This window comes from Altererythrobacter sp. Z27, from assembly GCF_052683155.1.
Map to the genome: position 1 here is coordinate 927859 of NZ_JBQYMC010000001.1, position 21828 is coordinate 949686.

Below are 21828 nucleotides of genomic sequence, written 5' to 3' on the forward strand. Positions count from 1 at the left end.
GTCACTCCGGCGGCGTTACGCCATGTCGCTCAAGGAAATTGAAGATCGTGTTCCACAGATGCGGCGAAACCTGCTCACCCGCGACGCGGTGAGTGTAGCCGGGATAGAGCATCATTTCGAACGGCACATTGCTGCCTTGCAGCTTGGCAATCAGTTCCGACGAGTGCTCGAACACGACGTTATCATCCGCCATGCCGTGGATCAGCAGCAGAGGATCGCTCATCTTCGTCGCATCCTCCATCGCATTGGCCTTGGTATAGGCTTCCGGCACATATCTGGGATCGCCCATGAACCGCTCGGTATAGTGGGTGTCGTAGAGTTCCCACTTGGTCACTGGCGCGCCGGAAATCCCCGCTGCATAGGTGCCAGGCTCGGCCTGCAACCGCTTGAGCGTCATATAGCCGCCATAGGACCAGCCGTAGATCGCGATCTTGTCCGGATCGACGAAATCGAGCGTCTTGAGGAACTCGGTGCCCTTGGCTTGGTCCACAACTTCGACCCCGCCCATGGCATGGTAGAGCGGCTGCTCGAATTCGACCCCGCGATTGGCCGAGCCGCGATTGTCGAGCACGAACCAGATGTAGCCCTTATCGACCACCGCTTGCGCCAATGCGCCTTCCCATGCCCGGTCGACCATTTGAGGGCCCGGCCCGCCATAATGCATCACGAATACGGGGTATTTTTTGCCCGCTTCCATCTCGGGCTTGAGCATCATCCAGTGCAGCGGCGTGCCGTCATCTGCAGCAACCGTGCCGAACTCGGGCGCAGCATGGCCCGCGAGGAAAGGCGCATAGGGATGGTTAGCGTCCAGCGCGTTTTCCTCGACCCAAGCGATGCGGTTGCCTGCAGTATCGGCCAGATAGGTCTGTGCCGGTTGCACCGGCGAAGAACGCGTCACCAGCAGCGATTGCGCTTTCTTGTCCATGACCGAGGCATTGACATAGCCCGGCTCGGTTAGCCGCTGCCATTCACCGGGCTTGGCCAAGTCCAGCGCATAGACATGCCGTTCGAGCACGCCATCGGCATTGCCTTCGAAATAGACCCGGCCAAGCGCTTCATCGACCCCAGCGAGGCGGGTGATGACCCACTCCCCGCTGGTCAGCTGAGTCCATTCGCCATCCTTGAAGTGGTAGAGATGGCCGAAGCCGTCGCGCTCGCTCCACCAGATGAGCGAGCCATCCTCAAGGAAGCGATAGTCATTGCCGAGATTGATCCAGTAGTTCTCGCGCGCGGCATTCTCGGTAAACCACACCTCGCTCTCGCCGGTCTCCGGATCGACCCTGAGCATGTCCAGCACACTCTGCTCGCGGTTTTGCCGCTGGACATAGATCGCGCTGCCATCGGGCGCCCAATCGACCCGGGCAACATAGATGTCGGTGTCAGGCCCCAGATCGACCTTCACGCGATGCTTCCCGTCGGGATCCATCACATACAGCGCGACAATCGCATTGTCCGTGCCTGCCGCCGGATAGCGCTGTTCAAACACCTTGGTCCCCGTTGCGCCAATCGCGGCGCGGGTCACAATCCCGACCGGGCTTTCATCGGTCCGCTGGACCACGATCCGGCTTTCGTCCGGCGACCACCAGAAGCCGTCCATCCGCGCCATTTCCTCTTGCGCGACGAATTCGGCTTCACCCCAGCGGATTGTATCCGCTTCTCTGGGAGTGATGGGCTTGGCCTCATGCCCGATCTTGCCAACCCAAAGCTGGCGGTCGCGCACGAACGAGATGAAACTGCCCTCGCCGCTCAGCGTCGGGTTGAGCTCGGTTTCCTCAGTATCGGTGAGCCGCTGGACAGTGCCGTCGAGTCCCGCGAGGTAGAGGTCACCATCGAGCGGCACCAGAACCGACTTGCCGTCGCTGGCCCATTGATAGCTGATGATGCCGCGCAAATTGCCGACGCGCATCCGCTCGCGCTGCATCTTCTCGTCTTCGCTCAGCTCGCGGCCCGAACCGAGCTTCGCCGAATCGACCAGCATGGTCCACTCGCCGCTCTCGCGGTCGAATCCCCACAGATCGTAGCGGTCGCGCTCGTCCTCGCGGTTGCGCAGCAAGGTCAGGTAGCGCCCGTCGGGCGAAAGCTTGGGCTGGCGCGGGCTTGGCCCATCGAGCGACGGCGAAGCAAAGACGCGCTCGAATGTGAGCTGGGGCGCGTCGCTCATTGCAGCGTCCTCTGCGTGGATGGGAGTTGAAAGCGAAAGCAGGGCGGCGGCGGTTGAAAGAAGAAGGCTGCGCATGACAATGACGAATTTCCCGAATTGATTGCGACCAAAGAAAAAGGGCGCCTCGGCATATCGCCGAGACGCCCTTCGTCAAAACTTTTTAGGCGAACGCCTTAAGCGTCGGCCTTCACATTTTCGCGACGCTCGGCAATGCGAGCGCTCTTGCCGGTGCGGCCACGCAGGTAATAGAGCTTGGCGCGACGCACCACGCCGCGGCGAACCACGGTGATGCTGTCGACGATCGGCGAGTAGAGCGGGAACACGCGTTCCACGCCTTCGCCGAAGCTCATCTTGCGGACGGTGAAGTTCGAGCCCATGCCGCGGTTCGAGCGGGCAATTACAACACCTTCGTAATTCTGGATACGTTCGCGGTTGCCTTCGACAACCTTCACGCCAACGCGCACGGTGTCACCGGCACGGAATTCGGGAATGGCCTTGCCAGCCTTGGCAATTTCTTCCGCTTCGATCTGCTGGATCAGGTTCACTGGTCCAAGTCCTTCTTCTTTCGCCGCGCGCCAGAGGCAGGCTGGGCCCGAGCGCCACTATAGCGCTCCCAAAGGTCCGGCCTGCGTAACCGAGTATCGTCTTCGCTACGCGACTTGCGCCATGCAGCGATTTTCGCATGATCCCCTGATCGCAGCACTTCGGGGATCGTGCGCCCTTCCCATTCCTGAGGTCGGGTATATTGCGGATATTCCAGCAGCCCTTCCTCGAAGGACTCCTCGTGCCCGCTATCGGGCGCGCCCATTACGCCGGGAAGCAGGCGAATGCAAGCGTCAAGTATTGCGATGGCCGCCGTCTCTCCGCCCGAGAGAACGATGTCGGCGAGCGATATCTGCTCGATATCCGGCCGCGCTTCGAACAGCCGCTCATCAAAGCCCTCGAACCGGCCGCAAATGATGGTAGCACCGGGACCCGACGCGATCTCGCGAATGCGCTCCTGCGTAATCGGCTTTCCGCGCGGGGTCATGGCGAGGATCGGGATCGCTCCGCTCCTCGTTCGTGCTGAGCTCGTCGAAGTATGAACGGATTGCCGCGCAATCACACTATCCAGCGCCGCCGCCATCACATCGGCCTTCAGCACCATCCCTGCCCCGCCGCCCGCAGGTGTATCGTCAACTGTGCGGTGCTTGTCAGTCGCGAAATCGCGAGGGTTCACGGTCGCGCACGACCAGTCCCCGCGCTCGAGCGCTTTGCCCGCAAGCGACACGCCCAGCGGCCCTGGAAACATCTCCGGATAGAGCGTGAGGATAGTGGCGACGAACGTCATTCGACAAAATCCGCCGATATCACAAGCCTTTCACCATTCCATTCGGGCACGGCGGCCTCGATCATCGGCACCATGAAGGTCTTGGGGCCCTTCTCGGGCGCGGGGAGCTTCTCGATCTCGATGATGTCGGTGGCACCAAAATTGTGAACCGCAATCGTGCGCCCCACCGGTTCGCCTGCATCGGTGACCACCGGCAGGCCGATGATATCGGCGTGGTAAAACTCGCCTTCGTCCAGTGACGGGAGCTGGTCGCGCTCGACGGTAAGTGCAGTGCCGCGCAATTTCTCGGCATCGCCGCGCCCCGATACCTCGGCAAATCGGGCGATCGCACCACCCTTGTTGTCAGGGCGGATCTTCCTGAGGGTCAGCGTACCCCCATTGAAGCTGGTGAAACGGGAAAGCGCATCAGCGCCTTCTCCGAACAGCTTCAGGCGGACCTCGCCCGTCACACCGTGCGCGCCGGTGATGGCCGCAAGCGTGACGGGCTTGTCCGACATGGAAAGGCTTACTCGGCCTTTTCTTCGGCGGTTTCTTCAGCCGGAGCTTCTTCGGCTGCTGCTTCTTCGGCCGGAGCCTCTTCAGCGGCAGCTTCCTCAGCCGGGGCTTCCTCAGCGGCAACTTCTTCAGCCGGAGCTTCTTCAGCAGCGGCTTCTTCCGTCACGGCTTCGGCTTCAACGGCTTCAGCTTCTGCGGTTGCGGCGGCTTCTTCAGCCTCGGCCAGCTTGGCGGCCTTTTCCTCGGCGCGTTCCTTGGCGGCATCGCCCGGTTCGCCCTTCTTCGGGTTGTTGCGCGGCGCACGCTCGAGGATGCCAGCGGCATCGAGGAAGCGGTGGACGCGGTCGGTCGGCTGGGCGCCAACCGAAAGCCAGTGGCGCGCACGGTCTTCGTTGAGCTTCACACGCTCGCCGCTGTCCTTGGGCATCATCGGATTGTAGGTGCCGATCTGCTCCAGATACTTGCCGTCACGCGGGCTGCGCGTGTCCGACACGACGATGCGGTAGTAAGGGCGCTTCTTCGCGCCACCGCGCGAGAGACGGATTGCAACTGCCATTGTATATTACCTTTCCAGTCTAATTTCTTGAAATCACTTCTTGTTCAATAAATCGCGAATTTCGGGCGGGAGCGTGTCCGGATCGACCGTGGGCCCCTTCGGACCGCCCAGGCCGGGCATTCCTGCACCGGGGCCGCCGAGCCCGGGCATTGCCGTACCGAGACCGCCGCCACCGAACAGGGCGCCAAGGCCCTTGAGCCCGCCCATCTTCTTGATCTGTTTCATCGCGCGGGACATTTCCTGGTGCATCTTCAGCACCTTGTTCACTTCCTGCACTTCGGTTCCGCTGCCCGCCGCAACGCGCTTCTTGCGTTTGGCGTTCAGCAATTCGGGGCGCGCACGTTCCTTCGGTGTCATCGAGCCGATGATCGCATCCATATGGACCAGGACCTTGTCGTCCATGCCGCTTGCAGCGAGCGCGGCCTTGGCCTTCTTCATGCCCGGCATCATGCCCGCGAGCATGCCCAGTCCGCCCATGCTCTGCATCTGGCGCAGCTGGGTGCGAAGGTCGTTGAGGTCGAACTGGCCCTTTGCCATGCGCTTGGCGAGCGCTTCGGCATCCTCTTCCTTGATCGTAGCCGCAGCCTTCTCGACCAGGCTAACGACATCGCCCATGCCCAGGATCCGGCCCGCAACACGCTTCGGATCGAATGCCTCGATCGCGTCGAGCTTTTCGCCCGTGCCTGCGAACTTGATCGGCTTGCCGGTGACGTGCCGCATCGAAAGCGCTGCACCGCCGCGGGCATCGCCGTCCATGCGGGTCAGGACCACGCCGGTCAGCGGCACTTCGCCGCTGAAGCTTTGGGCCACGTTGACCGCGTCCTGGCCAGTGAGGCTGTCGACGACCAGCAGCACTTCCTTCGGCGCCGAAACGCCAGCGACTGCCTTCATTTCGGCCATCAGCGCTTCGTCGACATGCAATCGGCCTGCAGTGTCGAGCAGCAGGACATCTACCGCCTGGAGCCGTGCAGCTTCCATTGCGCGGCGGGCGATATCGACCGGCTGCTGGCCTGGCACGATCGGCAGCGTTGCGACTTCGACCTGCTCGCCCAGCACCTTGAGCTGTTCCTGCGCGGCGGGCCGCTGCACGTCGAGCGACGCCATCAGCGCCTTCTTGCCGTGCTTTTCCTTCAACAGCTTGCCGAGCTTGGCAGTGGTGGTGGTCTTGCCCGAGCCCTGAAGGCCGACCATCATGATCACGACCGGCGGCTTGGCGTCGAGTTGCAGGCCCTCCACCTCGGCACCGCCGAGCATCTCGACCAGTTCGTCATTGACGATCTTGACGACCTGCTGGCCCGGCGTGATCGAGCGCAACACGTCCTGGCCCACGGCCTTTTCGGTGACGTTGTCGATGAACCGTCGGGCAACCGGCAGGGCAACATCGGCTTCAAGCAGCGCAACGCGCACTTCGCGCATCGCATCGCGCACGTCCTGTTCGGACAGCGCGCCTCGCCCGCGCAAGCGGTCGAACACATTGCCAAGGCGATCTGACAGATTGTCAAACATGCCTGCCCGTCACTCCTTCCGCCGGCCAAAACCGGCTAAACGCGAAAAACGCCGGCGGACGAAACCTCGTCGGCCAGCGTGCGGAATTGTTTATCTGGTCGCTTCCCGAACCGAAAAAGTGGTGCCCACTTCTTCTGGGAAACTCCCGGATCGAAATCCGACTTTGTTCAGTCTCGAGTGGTGGAGCCTAGCGGGATCGAACCGCTGACCTCTACAATGCCATTGTAGCGCTCTCCCAGCTGAGCTAAGGCCCCGAGCACTCGATATATGCAGGCGTTCCAGCCTGCGGGAAGCGCCCTTTATAAAGCGCGCCTCCCTAATGCAACATCAAAATCAGTTACGACGATATCAGCTATCGTCTTCGTCGTCGTCGCCTGCACCCGTGCTCACGCCCAGGTCGTCGTCGCCGCCAAGGTCGACGTCATTGTCCGGCGAATCATCGTCTTCGTCGATGTTCTCCAGATCCTCCAGATCGTCGTCGCCGCCCAGATCGGCGTCGGCATCGGCTTCTTTCTTCTTCTCTTCTTCCTCGAACGGAATCGGCTGCTTCGGCTTCAGCACCGGCTCAGGATACCATTCTTCGCCACATTCGATGCAGGCGACGGGCTCGGACTTGCCCAGATCGTAGAAGCGTTCCCCGCATTTGGGGCAGGAACGCTTGGTGCCCCATTCTGGCTTTGCCATGATTTCGTATTCCTTCGGTCGGGCCCGGTTTGGACGGTCGCGGGCCACGCAAAAAATTCTCTTTCTTGATGGGTAGCAAATCAGCCCGAATCAAGAGCGCGGCGCGCCTTGCCATAGGGGCATGGCGCTGTCAAAAGCCGCGCACATTCATTCTGCTCCAGACTTACCGGATCAAAGCTTGACCAGCCATCGTTTCCAGCCTCAGGGCCCGCTCTCCGGCCGCTTGCGCGTGCCCGGCGACAAGTCGATCAGCCACCGCTCGATCATGTTCGGCGCACTTGCCGTGGGCGAGACTCGCGTGACGGGCCTGCTCGAAGGCGAAGACGTGATGGCCACCGCCGCGGCGATGCGCGCGATGGGTGCCACGATCACAAAGCAGGGCGACGAATGGCGCATCCACGGCGTTGGCGTGGGCGGATTGCTCCAGCCCACCGGCGCGCTCGACATGGGCAATAGCGGCACTTCGACCCGCCTGCTGATGGGCCTCGTGGCGAGCCATGGCATCACGGCGGCCTTCACCGGCGACGCCAGCCTGTCGAAGCGCCCGATGGGCCGGGTGATCGAGCCGCTGAGCCGGATGGGTGCGAGTTTCGAGGCGAGCCCGGGCGGAACCTTGCCGCTGCTGATGCGCGGAGCCCAGCCTGCAGTCCCGATCGAATATCGCCTGCCTGTCGCCAGCGCGCAGGTGAAAAGCGCGGTGCTGCTGGCGGGGCTCAACACGCCCGGAATCACCACCGTAATCGAACCCGTGCCGACCCGCGACCATTCCGAACGGATGCTACGCGGTTTCGGCGCGGAACTGGATGTCGAAGAGATCGGTGGCGAGCGCATTATTCGCATTCACGGCGAAGCGGAACTGAAGCCACAGCAGGTCGTGGTGCCAGGCGACCCCTCTTCGGCCGCCTTCTTCATCGTTGCCGCGCTGATCACTGAAGGCAGCGACCTTGTGATCGAAAACATCGGATTGAACCCGACCCGGGCCGGCCTGATCGAAGTGCTGCGCCAAATGGGCGGCAACATCGAGGAACTGGACCGGCGCGAAGTGGGCGGTGAGCCTGTGGCGGATCTTCGTGTGAAGCACTCAGCGCTAACGGGCATTGAAGTCGATCCGGCAATCACACCTTCGATGATCGACGAATTCCCCGTGTTGTTCGTGGCAGCCGCATTGGCAGAAGGGACGACCTTGACCAGTGGTCTCGACGAGCTGCGTGTGAAGGAATCCGATCGCCTCTCCGCCATGGCCGCTGCTCTCACGCTGGCCGGCGCAAGGGTCACGGAATGCGAGGATGGACTGGTTATCGAAGGCACCGGCGGCGAACCCTTGGCGGGCACTGGCGAAGAGCCTGTTACGACCCATCTCGATCACCGCATCGCGATGAGCATGGCTGTTGCCGGGCTGGCGAGCCGTGACGGGGTCGAGGTCGACGACACATCCCCCATCGCAACCAGTTTCCCCAATTTCATGGTGATGCTTGAGGGGGCGTCGCAATGATCATTGCAGTCGATGGCCCCACCGCCTCAGGCAAAGGCACGATCGCCAAGGCGCTTGCTGCGCATTTCGGCTTGCCGCATCTCGACACCGGCCTGCTCTACCGCGCGGTCGGCTACCAATGCGGCGAAAGCGGCGGCAATCCTGACGATCCCTCCGATGCCTTGGCCGCATGCGGCTTTCCCGACAGCCTGCTCGACAACCCCGAATTGCGTTCAGAAGCGACCGGCGGCTTCGCCAGCCGCGTCTCGACCCATCCTGAAGTGCGGAAGGCGCTTTACGAACGCCAGCGAGCATTCGCCACGCAGCCCGGCGGCGCAGTGCTTGACGGGCGCGACATCGGCACGGTGATCGCGCCTGAAGCCGAAGTGAAGCTGTTCGTCACCGCCAGCGTGCAGGAACGCGCTCGTCGGCGCTGGCTGGAGATGCAGGATCGGGAGATCGAATTACCGCTCTCCGCAATCGAGCGCGACATTATCGAGCGAGACGCACGCGACATCAATCGCAAAGACGCCCCGCTTCGTGCAGCGCCGGATGCGCTTGTAATCGACACCACCAGCATGGGCCGCGATCGAGCGATCGCAGCCGCTATCGAAGCGGTCGAGCAAGCGTTGGGGCGAAAAGCGTGAGCGAGGCGCACTATCGCAGGGGTCTCGTCGCTCTCACCCTGCTATGGGTCATCGCGCTGATTGCCTCTGGGTGGCAGCCCTACGATCGTGCAACCTGGTTGATGGAAGTCGCCCCTGCACTGATTGCCCTGCCGATCCTGTGGGCGAGCGCCCGACAATTGTCGCTCACCGGTCTGGCGCTCTCGTTGATCGCGCTCCACGGGCTCGTGCTGATGCTCGGCGGCGCCTACACCTATGCGCGGGTGCCGATCGGCTTCACCGTGCAGGAATGGTTCGACCTTGCCCGCAATCCCTATGACCGGTTCGGTCATCTGATGCAGGGCTTTGTGCCCGCGATTGTGCTGCGCGAACTGCTTGTCCGGATTGGCGGACTGAAGCGCGGCTGGTTGCTGGCCCTGCTCGTCATGGCTTGCTGCCTCGCCGTAAGCGCAAGTTACGAGCTGATCGAATTCGGCGCTGCAATGGCCCTGGGTCAAGGCGCCGACGAGTTCCTCGGCACTCAGGGAGACCCATGGGATACGCAGTGGGACATGCTGATGTGCCTCGTTGGGGCCGCGGCGGCGCTGGCTCTGCTCACCCGCATTCACAATCGCCAGATCGACCGGCTGGGATGCCCCGCCTGACACGACCGCGAGCTGGCCGCATTTCCCTTGCTTTTGCGCCTGCTTTCCCCTAGGCGCCCGCCCGTCCCGGACATCCCCGGATTGAAAGGACCTTCGCGACGGCGTCCGGCCACGCGGAGATGTCGGCCTCTTGCCCCGCCAGCCTGCGCAATGGTGCACAGGAAGCGGTAAAAGACCCCGGAAAAACCGGTGGCCGGTAGCAAACATGTGAACAGGATACCCTGAACTATGGCAACTTCTGCCAATCCCACTCGCGCCGATTTCGAGGCGCTGCTTAACGAACAGCTCGGCGGCGCCGGCGAAGAAGGCTTCGAAGGCCGCGTCGTCAAGGGCACCGTTACCGCCATCGAAAACGGCATGGCGATGATCGATGTTGGCCTGAAGAGCGAAGGCCGCATCCCCCTCAAGGAATTTGCACGCGGCGAAGACGAGCATGGCCTGACGGTCGGCTCGGAAGTCGAAGTGTTCGTGGATCGCGTCGAAAACGCTGACGGCGAAGCGATGCTGAGCCGCGACCGCGCCCGCCGCGAAGCCGCCTGGGACAAGCTGGAAAGCGAATTCGGCGAAGGCAAGCGCGTCGATGGCCGTATCTTCGGCCGCGTGAAGGGTGGCTTCACCGTCGATCTCGACGGCGCCGTGGCTTTCCTGCCCGGCTCGCAGGTCGACATCCGCCCTGTCCGCGACGTCACTCCGCTGATGGACGTGCCGCAGCCCTTTCAGATCCTCAAGATGGACCGTCGCCGCGGCAACATCGTCGTTTCGCGTCGCGCGGTGCTGGAAGAAACCCGCGCCGAACAGCGCAGCGAACTGATCGACAAGCTCACCGAAGGCCAGGTGATCGACGGCGTTGTGAAGAACATCACCGACTACGGTGCCTTCGTCGACCTCGGCGGCATCGACGGCCTGCTTCATGTCACCGACATGAGCTACAAGCGCGTCAACCACCCGAGCGAAGTCATCAATATTGGTGACGTCGTGACCGTGCAGATCGTTCGCATCAACGAAGATACGCAGCGCATTAGCCTGGGCATGAAGCAGCTCGAAAGCGATCCGTGGGATGGCGTGGCGGCGAAGTATCCGGTGGGCCTGAAGCTCAGCGGCACCGTCACCAACATCACCGAATACGGCGCATTCGTCGAACTCGAAGCGGGCATCGAAGGCCTGGTCCACGTGTCCGAAATGAGCTGGACCAAGAAGAACGTCCACCCGGGCAAGATCGTTTCGACCTCGCAGGAAGTCGAAGTGATGGTGCTGGAAGTCGACAGCGACAAGCGCCGCATTTCGCTCGGCCTCAAGCAGGCCCAGCGCAACCCGTGGGAAGAATTCGCCGAGAAGCACCCGGTTGGCAGCGAAGTCGAAGGCGAAGTCAAGAACGCCACCGAATTCGGCCTGTTCATCGGCCTCGATGGCGATGTGGATGGCATGGTCCACATGTCGGACATCGCTTGGGGCATCTCGGGCGAAGACGCGCTGGCGCTTCACCGCAAGGGTGAAATGGTCAAGGCTGTCGTGCTCGATGTCGACGTCGACAAGGAACGCATCAGCCTGGGCATGAAGCAGCTCGAAAAGGGCGCTCCTTCGGCTGCTGGCGCAGACTCGGGCTCGCTCCGCAAGAACCAGACCGTCACCGTCACCGTGCTCGAAGTGCGCGACGGCGGCCTTGAAGTCCAGGTTGGCGACGATGGCGCGACCGGCTTCATCAAGCGTTCGGACCTCGGCCGCGATCGCGACGAGCAGCGCCCTGACCGCTTCCAGGTTGGCTCGAAGGTCGACGCCATGGTGACCGGCTTCGACCGTTCGAAGAAGCCGAACTTCTCGATCAAGGCGCGTCAGATCGCTGAAGAGAAGGAAGCGGTGGCACAGTTCGGTTCGTCGGACTCGGGTGCATCGCTCGGCGACATCCTGGGCGAAGCGCTCAAGAAGAAGGATTGATTGCTTTGGGGGGCGTGGATCATCCGATCCACGCCTTCCGGCCTAACCGGCCGACGCGCAGTTGCGCTTTGACTGCCGTGGAAAGTGCGCGACCACCGAGCGACTAGCGAGGCGCAAGGGCGACCGCCCGCCCGCAGGCCCGCCAGGGCCGAGGAAAGCCAAGGCTGCGGAGGCAGCCGCCGGCGCTTGAGGCGCCATTGGGAACTCCGGGCCTTTCCTATTGGGCTTGCCGTCCCTAAGTTGGCTGAATGCTACAGATCTATCAGTTCCCCTGCCTGTCCGACAATTACGGATACCTCGTCCATGACCCTGCCAGCGGCGAGACCGCTGCAATCGATACTCCTGACGGCAACGAGTATTTGCGCCAGGCCGAGGCGAAGGGATGGCGGATCACCCAGATCTGGAACACGCATTGGCATCCCGACCATGCTGGCGGCAACGCGGCGATCGTCGAAGCGACCGGCGCCAAAATTATCGCGCCGCAAGAGGTCGAGCGAATCTCACCGATCGACCGTGTGGTGTCGCAAGACGACACGGTACAGCTGGGTGATTTCACCGCCAAAGTGATCGACGTGAGCGGCCACACCAATGGCCATATCGCCTACTACCTGCCCGCAGCCGGCGTCGCTTTCGTAGGCGATAGCGTGTTCGCCCTCGGCTGTGGCCGCATGTTCGAAGGTGAGCCCAAGCAGTTCTGGGGCAGCCTTGAACGGATCAAGGCGCTGCCGCCCGAAACCACGCTCTATTGCGCGCATGAATATACCCAGTCGAACGCCAAGTTCGCGCTGCATGCCGATCCTGAAAATGCCGCGCTGCAGGATTATGCGGCGGAGATCGACGCAAAGCGCGCGAAGGGCGAATGGACCGTGCCGATGGGGCTTGCGCGAGAACTCGCCACCAATCCCTTCCTGCGCGCCGACGATCCCGCCATGCAGGCCCGCTGGGGCGGATCCAGCGCAAGCGAGACCTTTGCAGCGCTTCGTGCAGCGAAGGACAATTTCTGAGATGGCGATCCGGGGGTATCACGCCCATATCTATTTCGATCCGGCGCAGCTGGATGCGGCCCGCGCCTTCGCACAAGCCGCGCACGAACGGTTCAAGGTACCGGTCGGGCATTTTCATACCGATCCGGTCGGCCCTCACCCGCGTGGCTCGTGCCAATTGTCGCTGCGGCCCGAACAATTCGCGCAGTTCGCTGCATGGGCCCCGGAAGCGAGAGGCGATTTGACGATCTTCGCTCACGGGCTGAGCGGCGACGATTGGGCCGACCACTCGCGTTACGTGATCTGGTTCGGCCAATCCGAAGATCTCGACCTTTCGGTTCTGTCCTGAAATGCAGGCACTGCGCGTCGAAAACCTGTCGGATGATTTGTCAGGCGTAAGCCTTGTCGACATGGCTGTGCCCGAGCGGGCGGAAGGCGAAGTGCTCATCCGCGTGCGCGCCGCTTCGCTCAACTTCCCCGACCTGCTGATGACGCAGGGCAAATACCAGTTCAAGCCCGAGCCGCCATTCACCAGCGGGCTCGAACTGGCAGGCGAAGTGGTCGAGGCCGATCCCGAGAGCGGCTTCAAGCCCGGCGACCAAGTAATCGGCGGCAACAAGACTGGGGCTTTCGCCGAAGTCATCAGCCTCCCCGCTCGTGCGCTGAGCCCTCTTCCCGCCGGCCTGAACTTTGCAGAAGGTGCATCGATGGGTGCGGCCTATGTCACGGCCTATACCGGCCTCGTCGAATTGTGCGGCTTGGCACCGGGCCAATGGGTGCTGGTCACAGGAGCGAGCGGCGGCGTGGGCCTCGCGGCAGCGGACCTTGCCCGGGCGCTGGGCGCGAAGGTGATTGCCGCAACCGGCGTCGATTCAAAACGCAGTCGGATCAAGGACCTCTGCCATCCCGATGCTGTTATCGTGAGCGAAGGCCGCTTCCGCGAGCAGGTGGCGGAAATCGCCAGCGGCAAATTGTGCGACATCGTGTTCGACCCGGTGGGCGGCGACGTGTTCGACGAATGCACGCGCTGCGTCGCTTTCGGCGGCAAGCTTGTGGTGGTGGGCTTCACCTCGGGCCGGATCGCAGAGATCGCGACCAACATTCCCCTGATCAAAGGCTTCTCGATCGTGGGCCTGCGCGCTGGCGAATATGCCCGTCATTTCCCCGCGCGAGGCGCCGCCATTCGTTCAGCCGTGGCCGAGCTCGCAGAGGCAGGCCGGATAAGCCCGGCCATCGATCGTGTCCTGCCACTTTCGCGCTGGCGCGAAGGCTTCGAGGCGATGGCCGATCGTGAACTGGTGGGCAAGGTGGTGTTCGAGCCGGGCAGTTAGCCCATCAACACGAAACCGAGGAAAGCCACCAAGCCAGCGGCACCACTTCCAATCGTCAGGCGCCGGTACGGCTTGACCTGAAGCCCCAATATCACGCCGCTTGCGACAAGAACGAAAAGCACGAACGCAAGGAATGTCGCGTAGACCTTGAAGATCGTGCTGCCCTTGGCTTTGTGCAGCTGCACCAGCCAGCGATGAAGCGACGCCTCCTTGATCGTGACTTCCACCATGCGCGGATCGTCCGTGGCCTTGACGCTCGCCTCGCTACGTGCACCCGTCCAAGAGAGAGAGAGATCAGCCCCTTCGCCGCTGACATTCGCCTCGCCGCTCGGCGCAGGAAGGCCGCGCTTTGCCAGTTCGGCAAGCGCGATGCCTTCGAGTTCGCGCTGATCCGCAGCAAGCGGCTGGTCGAGCACAACGCTAACCGTCTCTTCATGCCACTCCCCTTTGCTGCCCCATGTGTAGAGCGCCCCGGTCGCGAGAAACATGAGCATGGCGGGGAACATGAAACCGGCCAGGATAAGGTGTAGTTTGGTCAGGAAGATTCGATTCACGTGCTTGGAATCCTTGATTTCGTATTTGCGAGTGCCTCGCATTAGCGGGTTTTGAGTTCCTGCCAAGCCCCTTTCCCAAACAAAAAAGGCGGCCCGTAAGGACCGCCCCCCTTTGCCATTTCGGGACTGGCCCGATCAGATCGAGGCGATGACCTCGTCCGCAAGCTTGCGGTCGGCATCGGCACCATGCTTGTCGGCAATCAGCTTCCGCGCAGCACTTGCCGCAGCAGCGACTGCAGCCGCCTTGACCTGGTCGATCGCTTCGCGCTCGGCAGCGGAGATCTTGTCTTCCGCCATGCGCTTGCGGCGTTCGACCATCAGCTTGCTGTCTGCTTCGGCCTTTTCGAGGATCGCGTCCGCGTCACGCTGAGCGTTTTCCATCATGGCTTCCGCATGCTTTTCAGCTTCGGTCATCTTCGCGGTGTATTCGTCGCGCAGTGCTTCGGCTTGGGCGCGCAGTTCCTTGGCTTCGTCAAGCTGCTCGCGGATCGCCTGGATCTTGGCGTCGAGACCGCCGGTGATGAGGCCGGGTACCTTCTTCCACACGATGATGCCGATCAAGATCAGCATCGCCACCGAGACCCACTGGTAGTCTTGCAACCACAGTGCTTCGGGCCCGGCGTGACCGCCTTCTTCGGCAGCTCCGGCAAGGATCGAAAGGATGTCAGCCATGAGCCAGCGCCTCCTTCACGGCAGCCTTGGCTGCAGCAGCATCAACCTTGGCACCGGCGAGCCGGGCCACGATGTCCTGCGCCGCTTCGGCAGCAACAGTTTCGACTTCGGACATTGCCGCCGAACGCGCCTCGGCGATGCGGGTTTCGGCTTCGGCGAGCTTGGTGTCGAGCCGCTTCTGCGCTGCAGCCACCTTTTTCTCGGTTTTGGCCGCAGCATCCGCCTTGGCCTTGGCGATCACCGCCTGAGCCGTGGCATGGTTGGCGTTTTCACGCTGGCGCCAGACTTCTTCCTGCTCGTTCGCAGTGTCACGCGCAGCCTGTGCGGCCGCGAGATCGTCTGCGATCTGCTTGTCGCGCATCGCCACGGTATCCATCACCTTGGGCACCATTCCGCGCCCGATGACGAAAAAGGTGAAGCCGAAGAAAATCAGCAGCCAGAAGACCTGGCTGGCATAGGTATCGGCAAGCTGCGCTATCTGAGGCATGCGTCGGGTCCGAAGTTCAAATCAGCAAAGACATTGCCCGGCCGGCCTTTCGGCCGACCGGATAATGCAAAACGTCGTTAGGCGACGAAGATCAGGATCATCGCGACGACGAAGGCCAGCAGGCCCAGAAGTTCCGCTGCGGCGAAGCCGATGAACAGGCGGCCCTGCTGGCCGTCGGCTGCGCCCGGGTTGCGCAGTGCCGATTCAAGGAACGAACCGAACACGTTGCCCACGCCGATGGCGGCCATGCCGGCACCGATCGCTGCGAGGCCAGCACCGACGAGCTTGGCTGCTTCTGCTTCCATTTGAAAAACTCCTTTAGGTAGAAACTGTTGAATGAACGGATGAGATTAGTGAAGGTTCTCTGCGTCGTTGATGTAAAGCGACGTCAGCAGAGCAAAAACATAAGCCTGGATGCCTGCAACCAGGATCTCCAGCGCGCTGATCGCGACCATCAGCACCAGGCTGGGCACGCCGATGAAGCCGCCGAACATCGCGCCCGCATTGACGCTGTCGATCACGAAGCTGGCGAGCACCTTGAGGAGAACGTGGCCGGCCATCATCGCCACAAACAGTCGCAGCGCGAGGCTGAAGGGACGCACGAGGAACGAGATCAGCTCGATCACAGGGATCAGCCAGATCAGCCACAGCGGCGTACCGTGCGGCACGAACAGGCTGAAGAAATGCAGGCCATGCTTCCAGAAGCCGACTGCAAGGACGATCGAGAAGCTCAGGATCGCCAGTACGCCGGTAACGGTGAAGTGGCTGGTGAAAGTGAACGGGTGCAGGCCGAAAATGCCGATCGGCAGCAGGCCCAGCAGGTTCGCAAACAAGATGAACATGAACAGGCTGAAGATATAGGGCACATATTTGCGCCCTTCCTTGCCTACGTTCGCTTCGAGCATATCGTCGATGAAGCCGGTGAAGGTTTCCACCATCATCTGCCAGCGGCCGGGCACCAGTTGGCGCTTCATGCCACCGGCGACGAAAGCCCAAAGCAGCACCGTGGCAATCAGCATCCACAGCGCCGAGTTGGTGAAAGCGATGTTGTAACCGGCCAGTTCCCATCCGCCAGAGCCGAACATCGGCTCAATGGCGAATTGCTTCATCGGGTCGACCTTGCCTTCTGCGGCTGTCACGATCGTTCTTGTCCCTAACGCTCTAAACTCGACCCGCCGCTATTGATCCGCAGGCGGATCGTCCGGGCGCGTGTTGGCTGCACGAATGATGTTCCTGAAGGCGACGATGATCCCAAGGAACAACATCACCAACAGACCCCAGGGCGCTGTCCCGGCAAAGCGATCGATCACCCAGCCGATAACAAAGCCTCCGAAAATCCCGCCGATGAGGTCCGCAAGTGCCCGGTTGCCGCTGCGATAATTCGCATCAACGCCCTTCACTTGCGGCCGGTTGCGCTCTTCTTCACGCTCGCGTGCGGCCTTGAGCCGCTCTTCGAGCGCGTCGATACGCGCATCCTCAGCAATGGGTTCTCGTGCGGACTTATCGTCGCTCATGCCAGCCTCCATGTGGTGGAACGCGCAGCACGGGCAGATGTGCCCGCCGAGGGCGCCGCCCCCTTAGGCGGCGGCTATAGCCGAGTCAACCGGTGGATGGGGTGTATTCGGCGCAATTTGCCGCACTGCGGCAAACACTCGGTCAGGGGCAGCGAGAGTCCCGTTGCGGCGGGGCCGAGGTACGGGTTTCCCATGCGCCGCCGGGAGCCTGGTATTTTTCCCCGGGCACGGTTTTCATGATCAACTGGCAACCGGCGGAAAAGGCATATTCTTCAAGCGTTACATTGTTCTGCTGCGCCTGCTCGGCATAGACCGCTCGCCGCTTGATATTGATGTCATTGACGAGGCGACGAAGGTCCGCGTTTTCAGCAGTAACGATGCCGATATAGCCGTCCATCTTCTCGCCGATCTGGCCTGCGCTGCGGGCGGCGGCATAGGCCGGATCGCGCTGCGCAAGCACCGGCGAGGCGAATGCGCCCAAAGCCAGTGCAACAGCGGCGCCCGATAATGCAATGTTGCGCAATTTCATCATCTCACTCAGCCTTCCCATCAGAAGATATCCGCATTCTCTTCGATCGTCGCAGCCGCATCTTCGGCCAGGCGATAGATCACTTCCTGCCGGATATTGATGTTGAGCTCGATCACGATGGGCTTGTCGGGCGCAGCGACATTGATGCACCCGGCCAGCCCTGCGGCGATCAAACCCGCCATCCCGGCCCTCGCCCACCTGATGCCAATTTCGTGCCCGTCTTGCATGGCACAGGCTTTGGCATTGCCGGAAGGCTTGGTCAATTTGCGTAGAGTCATGGCTTGGGCTCGCTTTCCTGGCGCTGAATGGCCGGTTCATCGGAATTTTCATTTTCTGGCGGGGATGCAGGTTCCTCGGTCCCGCGCGCGGGCGCAAACCGCCCGTCTGCCACACTGAGCAGGCCAAGGTCGCGCGGATCGCGGATGAATGCGGGGTCGTACATGCCGTGCAGGCTGGTCAGCAGTTCGTAGAATGCGGCGCGGATATTGACGTTGAAGCGGATCGGCAGCTTGGCGATCTGCTTCGTCACGAAATTGCTGCTCGCGCCCTCGCCCTGCCGGATGCCGTCGAACAGCAGCTTGGTCACGATCTCGCCGGTCAGCGGCCCATTCATCTCGACCATCATCTGGTTGAAATCGAGCGAGCGCAGCGACTGGAAGGCGAAATTGGCAATCGCCCCCATGTCTTCATAGGTCAGGTCACCCACGTAAGAGAGATTGCCGCCGGGCGGTCGCGAAATCAGCAACCCGTTCTTGATCTCTCCATTGCCCATCTCGTCGAACACAAGCGGTACCGTACCGTCGAAAGTGCCGGTAGCGTTGATATTGCCCAGCTCCATCGCAGCCACGAATTGAGCGGCATCAGCACCCATTATTTCGATCACGTAGCTGCGTTCCTCACTGACCGCGAGGTTGAGCTCGGTGGGGCGCAGCTCCATCGTCCCGCCGAAGAAAGGCCAGCGCCCACCCTTGATCGAGACATGGGTGGCGTCTCGCAATGCAAAATCGAAAGTGCCATCGAACACTTCGACCCCGGGATTGATCGAACCGATGGAAAGCCGCTGCGTACCGTCCGTTGTAAGGTTCAGCAGGTCGACGAAGGTGACGGTGCCCTTCACCTGGCTAACCGGGCCGAAGGCCGCGGCGAAATCGAAGTCATCGCTGGAAAAGGCGCCGCTGCTCGTGATGTTCTGCGCATCCCAATCGATGCGACCACTGCCGGTAATGGTGCCATCGGCGAGCGCGATCACACCGCTGGCAAGAATTGTCAGATCGTCCGGCTGGAGCGCATCGTCGAAGACCAGCCCCGGCACCTCGAGATCGGCGTAGCCTCTCTCTGTCCCAAGATCGTGGCGGAGAGAAAATTCGGTGACCACCCTATCGCTCTCCGGGTTGCGCAAGACGGCCGCAGCGGTGATCGCGTCGCCTTCAAGCCGCAGCTTCGCATCGCGCGCGCGCAAGGGATAGAAGCGCGGATCCTTCCCGCTTTCCGGCCGGTCGCGCAGTTCGAAGCTGGCATCTCCCAGCTCGAGCACGCCATCGGCATATTGCCAGCCGGATTGGCCCGACATGATGTCGAGCGGAACTGCGGCCAACCCGCCTTCGATGCCGCTTACGGTGCCGCCGATGCTTTCGCCTAGGACGCCGGTGATCTCTCGCATCGCGAGACGACTGGTCGCTCCGGCTGGTCCGAGCGTGACTTCCACCCGATTGGCGAGCAGCCCATCTTCCGTCGTGAAGTGGATCTCGCCGCTGGCGATCTTGGCCGAGCTATCGCCAAGCATGCCGGCAAGTTCGAACCCGTCGCTGCGCACCGCAATGACCGTATTGGCTGGCCCGCTCGTCAGGATCGCTGGTCGGCCTGCTGGGCAAATCGACAATCCGTTCCGGTCGAGCGAAAGGTTGGCCAGATTGAGCCGGGCAAAGCGAAATTCGGTGCATTGCGGCCAGAGCGCCACTCCGCGTCTCGCCGACCAGTGCCCTGCAAGCGGCACTTCCAGTTCTTCGACGCGCCCGCCGGGAATGGCGCCGCTCGCTACCACCTTGCCTGCAATACCCCAGTTCCCGCCCTGCCCCTGCGCCAGCACCAGTTGCGGCACCGCTATGCTGCTGTCGTCGCTGCCATAACGCGCCATTTGCAGCCGCAGCGCAGTGGAGCCGCGCGGCGTTCGCTCCATCCGCCCGACAATCTGCGGCAGGCCGTCCCCGCCGGTCGCGAAATTGCCCGCCAGTCGCATGCCGTCATCAGTGCGTGTTGTGAGTTGCGCCTGCGAGAGCGCCAGCAGGCTGGTACCAGCTCGATCGCGCAGCCGGGCAGTCGGCACCACCAGCGAATAGCCATCGTCGCTGCTGCGGAACGTCACTTCGGCCGAGAACTGGCTGCCCGGCATGGCAGTGCGGAGCCCATCCTCGAGCTGCGCCAGCAAGGGCGCCGCCAGCGTACCTTCGCCAGCTTGGCGAACTTCCGTAAGCGCAGTTTCGGTGTCAGCTCCCAAACTCAATTCGCGCCCATCGAGCTTGGCATCAAGGCCAACCCGACCGTCCTCTGCCCGAAACCGCAGCGCGCCTTCTGCCGCCAATGACTCCAAGTGCAAGCTCGGATGCCTCACTTCATTGGCAGACAGGTCGTAGCGCGCATTGGCGATCCCTTTGCGCCAATCGAATTTGGCCGAACCGCGAACGCTGTCGATAGCTGCGCCATAGGCAGCCCAAGCATCGCCAGAGATTCTTGCGTTGCCACTCAGTCCGGCCAGATCGCGATCGGCCGTGAGTTCGGTTGCAAGGTCAAGCGTTGCGAGGCCGAAATCTCCCTCGGTGCAGGAAATTTCCTGCAAGCGCATCGGACCCTCGAATCCCGGTTGCCCCTTCGAGACCGAAATCTGGCCTCCAAGGAGAGCACCCTTGAGCCCACAATCTCCAGCGGCGAGCGCCGGCGCCGCAACCGCAATGCGCCCTTTGAAACCATCGTTGAGCGGGCCAGACCCGTCCGCACTTGCGCCAATCGCTCCATAGTCCGTCAAAAGGCGCGCGCGCGCATCGACGAGGTTCAATTTCCAGTCCGGAAGCTCAAAAGGCTGCTCGCTTTCCTGCTCAAGCAGCGGATCGAGCGCGCCGAGGCGCAACTTGCCGTCGCGATAGGTAGCGCGCAGCCGGGGCCGCACCACGGTAACCGAGCCAATCCCGGCGCCCCACCAGCGCACGATCGGCACCAGCTCGATCCGCTCCACCGACAGGTCGGGCCGCGCCGGGTCACCGATCACGACATTGGTCAGAACTTGCTTCGTCGGTCCGATCGATTCGATGTCGTAGGTCGCCTCGATTCCCAGCTGATGCAGCTGCGAAGCGATCAGATTGTCGGCAATTTTTTCGCGCGAGCGCCAGGCCACGATGCTGGTGGCAACAATGACGACAAGCAGTACGAGCAGCACCCGCCATCGCCTGCGGCGCGGCCAGTACCGGCGCGTTGTCGGGGCCTGTTCGGGAGGATCTTCGGCGTCCGCCATCAGGGCACACTCTTGCGCGTTTCGCCTTGCGAAGGCAATGCTGTCATCATTGGGTCGTAGCGGAGACATTCTTGCCGCAAGCTGAAGAAAATTCGAAGAAAGATTCGCCGGATCACGCGGGTGCGGGGCATCGCGCGAGGCTGCGCGAGCGGCTGCTCAACGGTGGGGCCGAAGCGCTGGCCGATTACGAAGTGCTCGAATATTTGCTGTTCGCCGCCATCCGGCAGGGTGATACCAAGCCGGTCGCCAAGGCTCTTATCAAGCGCTTCGGATCGCTCGCTGGTGTGCTCAACGCCGACCCGGGCGCGCTGCAGCGGGTCGAAGGGATCGGGCTGACCAGTGCAGCCGCGCTCAAGACCGTGGCGCTGGCGGCGCGGCGCATGGCGCGCAGCGAAGTGCGCGACAAGCCGGTGCTGGGCAGTTGGCAGGCTCTGCTCGACTATCTCGCGATCGACATGGCCCACCTTACGGTCGAACGCGTGCGCGTGCTCTATCTCGACACGCGCAACCGGCTGATCGACGATCACCATGTGGGCGACGGCTCGATCGACGAAGCCGCGATCCACCCGCGCGAAGTGATCCGCCGCGCACTCGATATCGGCGCCAGCGCGCTCATCCTGGTCCACAACCACCCGAGCGGTTGCCCCGAGCCAAGCCGGGCCGACATCCAGATCACCAATCGCATCGCCGAGGCCGGCCGCCTTTTGGGCGTTACAGTGCACGATCATGTGATCATCGGCCGGGAAGGCCATGTCTCGCTGCGCTCGAAAGGGCTGATCTAATCCGCGCGACGCGCCAGGGGTTGATCTGGTCGGGCAGCGCGCCTAGCCGCCCCACAAGCCTGTCCTGAC

The 21828-nt window shown here is 62.4% G+C and carries 24 protein-coding genes and 1 tRNA gene; 8 read left to right on the top strand and 17 right to left on the bottom strand.

Annotated elements, in window-relative coordinates; all coding sequences use genetic code 11:
• Position 1: 1 nt before the first annotated feature.
• The 8 genes from ACUJ47_RS04560 to ACUJ47_RS04595 all read right to left on the bottom strand — a co-directional run bounded on the left by ACUJ47_RS04560 (position 2) and on the right by ACUJ47_RS04595 (position 6732).
• The gene (locus tag ACUJ47_RS04560; RefSeq protein WP_445537258.1) at positions 2–2236 is read right to left on the bottom strand and encodes a DPP IV N-terminal domain-containing protein; all 2235 of its coding nucleotides are present in this window, start codon (positions 2234–2236) and stop codon (positions 2–4) included.
• A gap of 98 nt (positions 2237–2334) precedes the next feature.
• Positions 2335–2706 carry a 50S ribosomal protein L19 gene (rplS, locus tag ACUJ47_RS04565; RefSeq protein ID WP_445537259.1) on the bottom strand — a complete coding sequence of 124 codons (372 nt, stop codon included), beginning with the start codon at positions 2704–2706 and terminating at the stop codon, positions 2335–2337.
• Positions 2703–3491: a tRNA (guanosine(37)-N1)-methyltransferase TrmD gene (gene trmD, locus ACUJ47_RS04570; RefSeq protein WP_445537260.1), complete on the bottom strand. Its 789-nt coding sequence runs from the start codon at positions 3489–3491 to the stop codon at positions 2703–2705. Before trmD ends, rplS begins: the two co-directional genes overlap by 4 nt.
• Entirely contained in the window at positions 3488–3988 is a 501-nt protein-coding gene (gene rimM, locus ACUJ47_RS04575) for a ribosome maturation factor RimM (RefSeq protein ID WP_445537261.1), read from the bottom strand. The genes trmD and rimM overlap by 4 nt, the downstream gene beginning before the upstream one ends.
• A gap of 8 nt (positions 3989–3996) precedes the next feature.
• Entirely contained in the window at positions 3997–4542 is a 546-nt protein-coding gene (gene rpsP, locus ACUJ47_RS04580; protein ID WP_445537262.1) for a 30S ribosomal protein S16, read from the bottom strand.
• Positions 4543–4575: 33 nt separating this feature from the next.
• On the bottom strand, positions 4576–6048 hold the full coding sequence (gene ffh / locus ACUJ47_RS04585; protein WP_445537263.1) for a signal recognition particle protein: 1473 nt from the start codon (positions 6046–6048) through the stop codon (positions 4576–4578).
• A gap of 178 nt (positions 6049–6226) precedes the next feature.
• Positions 6227–6302: transfer RNA gene (locus ACUJ47_RS04590), tRNA-Ala, on the bottom strand.
• 94 nt (positions 6303–6396) lie between these two features.
• Positions 6397–6732, bottom strand: a complete 336-nt coding sequence (locus ACUJ47_RS04595; protein WP_354143307.1) for a TIGR02300 family protein — start codon at positions 6730–6732, stop codon at positions 6397–6399.
• Between the two features lie 121 nt (positions 6733–6853).
• Between ACUJ47_RS04595 and aroA the strand changes: the two genes are divergently transcribed.
• The 7 genes from aroA (at position 6854) to ACUJ47_RS04630 (ending at position 13719) form a co-directional block, all read left to right on the top strand.
• The gene (gene aroA, locus ACUJ47_RS04600; protein ID WP_445537264.1) at positions 6854–8224 is read left to right on the top strand and encodes a 3-phosphoshikimate 1-carboxyvinyltransferase; all 1371 of its coding nucleotides are present in this window, start codon (positions 6854–6856) and stop codon (positions 8222–8224) included.
• The gene (locus tag ACUJ47_RS04605; protein ID WP_445537265.1) at positions 8221–8850 is read left to right on the top strand and encodes a (d)CMP kinase; all 630 of its coding nucleotides are present in this window, start codon (positions 8221–8223) and stop codon (positions 8848–8850) included. The genes aroA and ACUJ47_RS04605 overlap by 4 nt, the downstream gene beginning before the upstream one ends.
• Complete coding sequence (locus ACUJ47_RS04610) at positions 8847–9473, top strand: DUF2238 domain-containing protein (protein ID WP_445537266.1); 627 nt, start codon at positions 8847–8849, stop codon at positions 9471–9473. The genes ACUJ47_RS04605 and ACUJ47_RS04610 overlap by 4 nt, the downstream gene beginning before the upstream one ends.
• 228 nt (positions 9474–9701) lie before the next feature.
• On the top strand, positions 9702–11405 hold the full coding sequence (gene rpsA / locus ACUJ47_RS04615) for a 30S ribosomal protein S1 (protein WP_445537267.1): 1704 nt from the start codon (positions 9702–9704) through the stop codon (positions 11403–11405).
• A gap of 248 nt (positions 11406–11653) precedes the next feature.
• Positions 11654–12409 (top strand): hydroxyacylglutathione hydrolase, encoded by a 756-nt coding sequence (gene gloB, locus ACUJ47_RS04620; RefSeq protein ID WP_445537268.1) that lies wholly within the window; start codon positions 11654–11656, stop codon positions 12407–12409.
• A gap of 1 nt (position 12410) precedes the next feature.
• Positions 12411–12737, top strand: a complete 327-nt coding sequence (locus ACUJ47_RS04625; protein WP_445537269.1) for a DOPA 4,5-dioxygenase family protein — start codon at positions 12411–12413, stop codon at positions 12735–12737.
• A gap of 1 nt (position 12738) precedes the next feature.
• On the top strand, positions 12739–13719 hold the full coding sequence (locus ACUJ47_RS04630; RefSeq protein ID WP_445537270.1) for an NADPH:quinone oxidoreductase family protein: 981 nt from the start codon (positions 12739–12741) through the stop codon (positions 13717–13719).
• Here ACUJ47_RS04630 and ACUJ47_RS04635 read toward each other — a convergent pair.
• From ACUJ47_RS04635 to ACUJ47_RS04675, 9 genes are all read right to left on the bottom strand, one after another.
• The gene (locus ACUJ47_RS04635) at positions 13716–14273 is read right to left on the bottom strand and encodes a PepSY domain-containing protein (protein ID WP_445537271.1); all 558 of its coding nucleotides are present in this window, start codon (positions 14271–14273) and stop codon (positions 13716–13718) included. The genes ACUJ47_RS04630 and ACUJ47_RS04635 overlap by 4 nt on opposite strands.
• A gap of 135 nt (positions 14274–14408) precedes the next feature.
• Entirely contained in the window at positions 14409–14945 is a 537-nt protein-coding gene (locus ACUJ47_RS04640; RefSeq protein ID WP_445537272.1) for a F0F1 ATP synthase subunit B family protein, read from the bottom strand.
• Complete coding sequence (locus ACUJ47_RS04645) at positions 14938–15432, bottom strand: F0F1 ATP synthase subunit B family protein (protein WP_445537273.1); 495 nt, start codon at positions 15430–15432, stop codon at positions 14938–14940. The genes ACUJ47_RS04640 and ACUJ47_RS04645 overlap by 8 nt, the downstream gene beginning before the upstream one ends.
• A 77-nt stretch (positions 15433–15509) precedes the next feature.
• Positions 15510–15737 (bottom strand): F0F1 ATP synthase subunit C, encoded by a 228-nt coding sequence (locus ACUJ47_RS04650; RefSeq protein WP_027442220.1) that lies wholly within the window; start codon positions 15735–15737, stop codon positions 15510–15512.
• A gap of 45 nt (positions 15738–15782) precedes the next feature.
• Positions 15783–16541, bottom strand: coding sequence for a F0F1 ATP synthase subunit A (locus tag ACUJ47_RS04655; protein ID WP_445538859.1), 759 nt, complete (start codon positions 16539–16541; stop codon positions 15783–15785).
• 69 nt (positions 16542–16610) lie between these two features.
• A complete protein-coding gene (locus ACUJ47_RS04660) occupies positions 16611–16946 on the bottom strand; it encodes an AtpZ/AtpI family protein (RefSeq protein ID WP_445537274.1) in 336 nt (111 codons plus the stop codon).
• Between the two features lie 142 nt (positions 16947–17088).
• A complete protein-coding gene (locus tag ACUJ47_RS04665) occupies positions 17089–17478 on the bottom strand; it encodes a YdbL family protein (RefSeq protein ID WP_445537275.1) in 390 nt (129 codons plus the stop codon).
• 17 nt (positions 17479–17495) lie between these two features.
• On the bottom strand, positions 17496–17657 hold the full coding sequence (locus tag ACUJ47_RS04670) for a YnbE family lipoprotein (RefSeq protein WP_354143296.1): 162 nt from the start codon (positions 17655–17657) through the stop codon (positions 17496–17498).
• Positions 17658–17749: 92 nt separating this feature from the next.
• Positions 17750–20977, bottom strand: coding sequence for an intermembrane phospholipid transport protein YdbH family protein (locus ACUJ47_RS04675; RefSeq protein WP_445537276.1), 3228 nt, complete (start codon positions 20975–20977; stop codon positions 17750–17752).
• A gap of 71 nt (positions 20978–21048) precedes the next feature.
• Between ACUJ47_RS04675 and radC the strand changes: the two genes are divergently transcribed.
• A complete protein-coding gene (gene radC, locus ACUJ47_RS04680; RefSeq protein WP_445537277.1) occupies positions 21049–21759 on the top strand; it encodes a RadC family protein in 711 nt (236 codons plus the stop codon).
• Positions 21760–21828: the final 69 nt, after the last annotated feature.

What these genes read in the sequence shown, in the direction of transcription:
- ACUJ47_RS04560 (WP_445537258.1), bottom strand. Translation starts at nt 2,236, where the DNA reads ATGCGCAGCCTTCTTCTTTCAACCGCCGCCGCCCTGCTTTCGCTTTCA.
- trmD (WP_445537260.1), bottom strand. Translation starts at nt 3,491, where the DNA reads ATGACGTTCGTCGCCACTATCCTCACGCTCTATCCGGAGATGTTTCCA.
- rimM (WP_445537261.1), bottom strand. Translation starts at nt 3,988, where the DNA reads ATGTCGGACAAGCCCGTCACGCTTGCGGCCATCACCGGCGCGCACGGT.
- rpsP (WP_445537262.1), bottom strand. Translation starts at nt 4,542, where the DNA reads ATGGCAGTTGCAATCCGTCTCTCGCGCGGTGGCGCGAAGAAGCGCCCT.
- ffh (WP_445537263.1), bottom strand. Translation starts at nt 6,048, where the DNA reads ATGTTTGACAATCTGTCAGATCGCCTTGGCAATGTGTTCGACCGCTTG.
- ACUJ47_RS04595 (WP_354143307.1), bottom strand. Translation starts at nt 6,732, where the DNA reads ATGGCAAAGCCAGAATGGGGCACCAAGCGTTCCTGCCCCAAATGCGGG.
- aroA (WP_445537264.1), top strand. Translation starts at nt 6,854, where the DNA reads ATGGCGCTGTCAAAAGCCGCGCACATTCATTCTGCTCCAGACTTACCG.
- ACUJ47_RS04605 (WP_445537265.1), top strand. Translation starts at nt 8,221, where the DNA reads ATGATCATTGCAGTCGATGGCCCCACCGCCTCAGGCAAAGGCACGATC.
- rpsA (WP_445537267.1), top strand. Translation starts at nt 9,702, where the DNA reads ATGGCAACTTCTGCCAATCCCACTCGCGCCGATTTCGAGGCGCTGCTT.
- gloB (WP_445537268.1), top strand. Translation starts at nt 11,654, where the DNA reads ATGCTACAGATCTATCAGTTCCCCTGCCTGTCCGACAATTACGGATAC.
- ACUJ47_RS04625 (WP_445537269.1), top strand. Translation starts at nt 12,411, where the DNA reads ATGGCGATCCGGGGGTATCACGCCCATATCTATTTCGATCCGGCGCAG.
- ACUJ47_RS04630 (WP_445537270.1), top strand. Translation starts at nt 12,739, where the DNA reads ATGCAGGCACTGCGCGTCGAAAACCTGTCGGATGATTTGTCAGGCGTA.
- ACUJ47_RS04640 (WP_445537272.1), bottom strand. Translation starts at nt 14,945, where the DNA reads ATGGCTGACATCCTTTCGATCCTTGCCGGAGCTGCCGAAGAAGGCGGT.
- ACUJ47_RS04645 (WP_445537273.1), bottom strand. Translation starts at nt 15,432, where the DNA reads ATGCCTCAGATAGCGCAGCTTGCCGATACCTATGCCAGCCAGGTCTTC.
- ACUJ47_RS04650 (WP_027442220.1), bottom strand. Translation starts at nt 15,737, where the DNA reads ATGGAAGCAGAAGCAGCCAAGCTCGTCGGTGCTGGCCTCGCAGCGATC.
- ACUJ47_RS04655 (WP_445538859.1), bottom strand. Translation starts at nt 16,541, where the DNA reads ATGAAGCAATTCGCCATTGAGCCGATGTTCGGCTCTGGCGGATGGGAA.
- ACUJ47_RS04660 (WP_445537274.1), bottom strand. Translation starts at nt 16,946, where the DNA reads ATGAGCGACGATAAGTCCGCACGAGAACCCATTGCTGAGGATGCGCGT.
- ACUJ47_RS04665 (WP_445537275.1), bottom strand. Translation starts at nt 17,478, where the DNA reads ATGATGAAATTGCGCAACATTGCATTATCGGGCGCCGCTGTTGCACTG.
- ACUJ47_RS04670 (WP_354143296.1), bottom strand. Translation starts at nt 17,657, where the DNA reads ATGGCGGGTTTGATCGCCGCAGGGCTGGCCGGGTGCATCAATGTCGCT.
- ACUJ47_RS04675 (WP_445537276.1), bottom strand. Translation starts at nt 20,977, where the DNA reads ATGGCGGACGCCGAAGATCCTCCCGAACAGGCCCCGACAACGCGCCGG.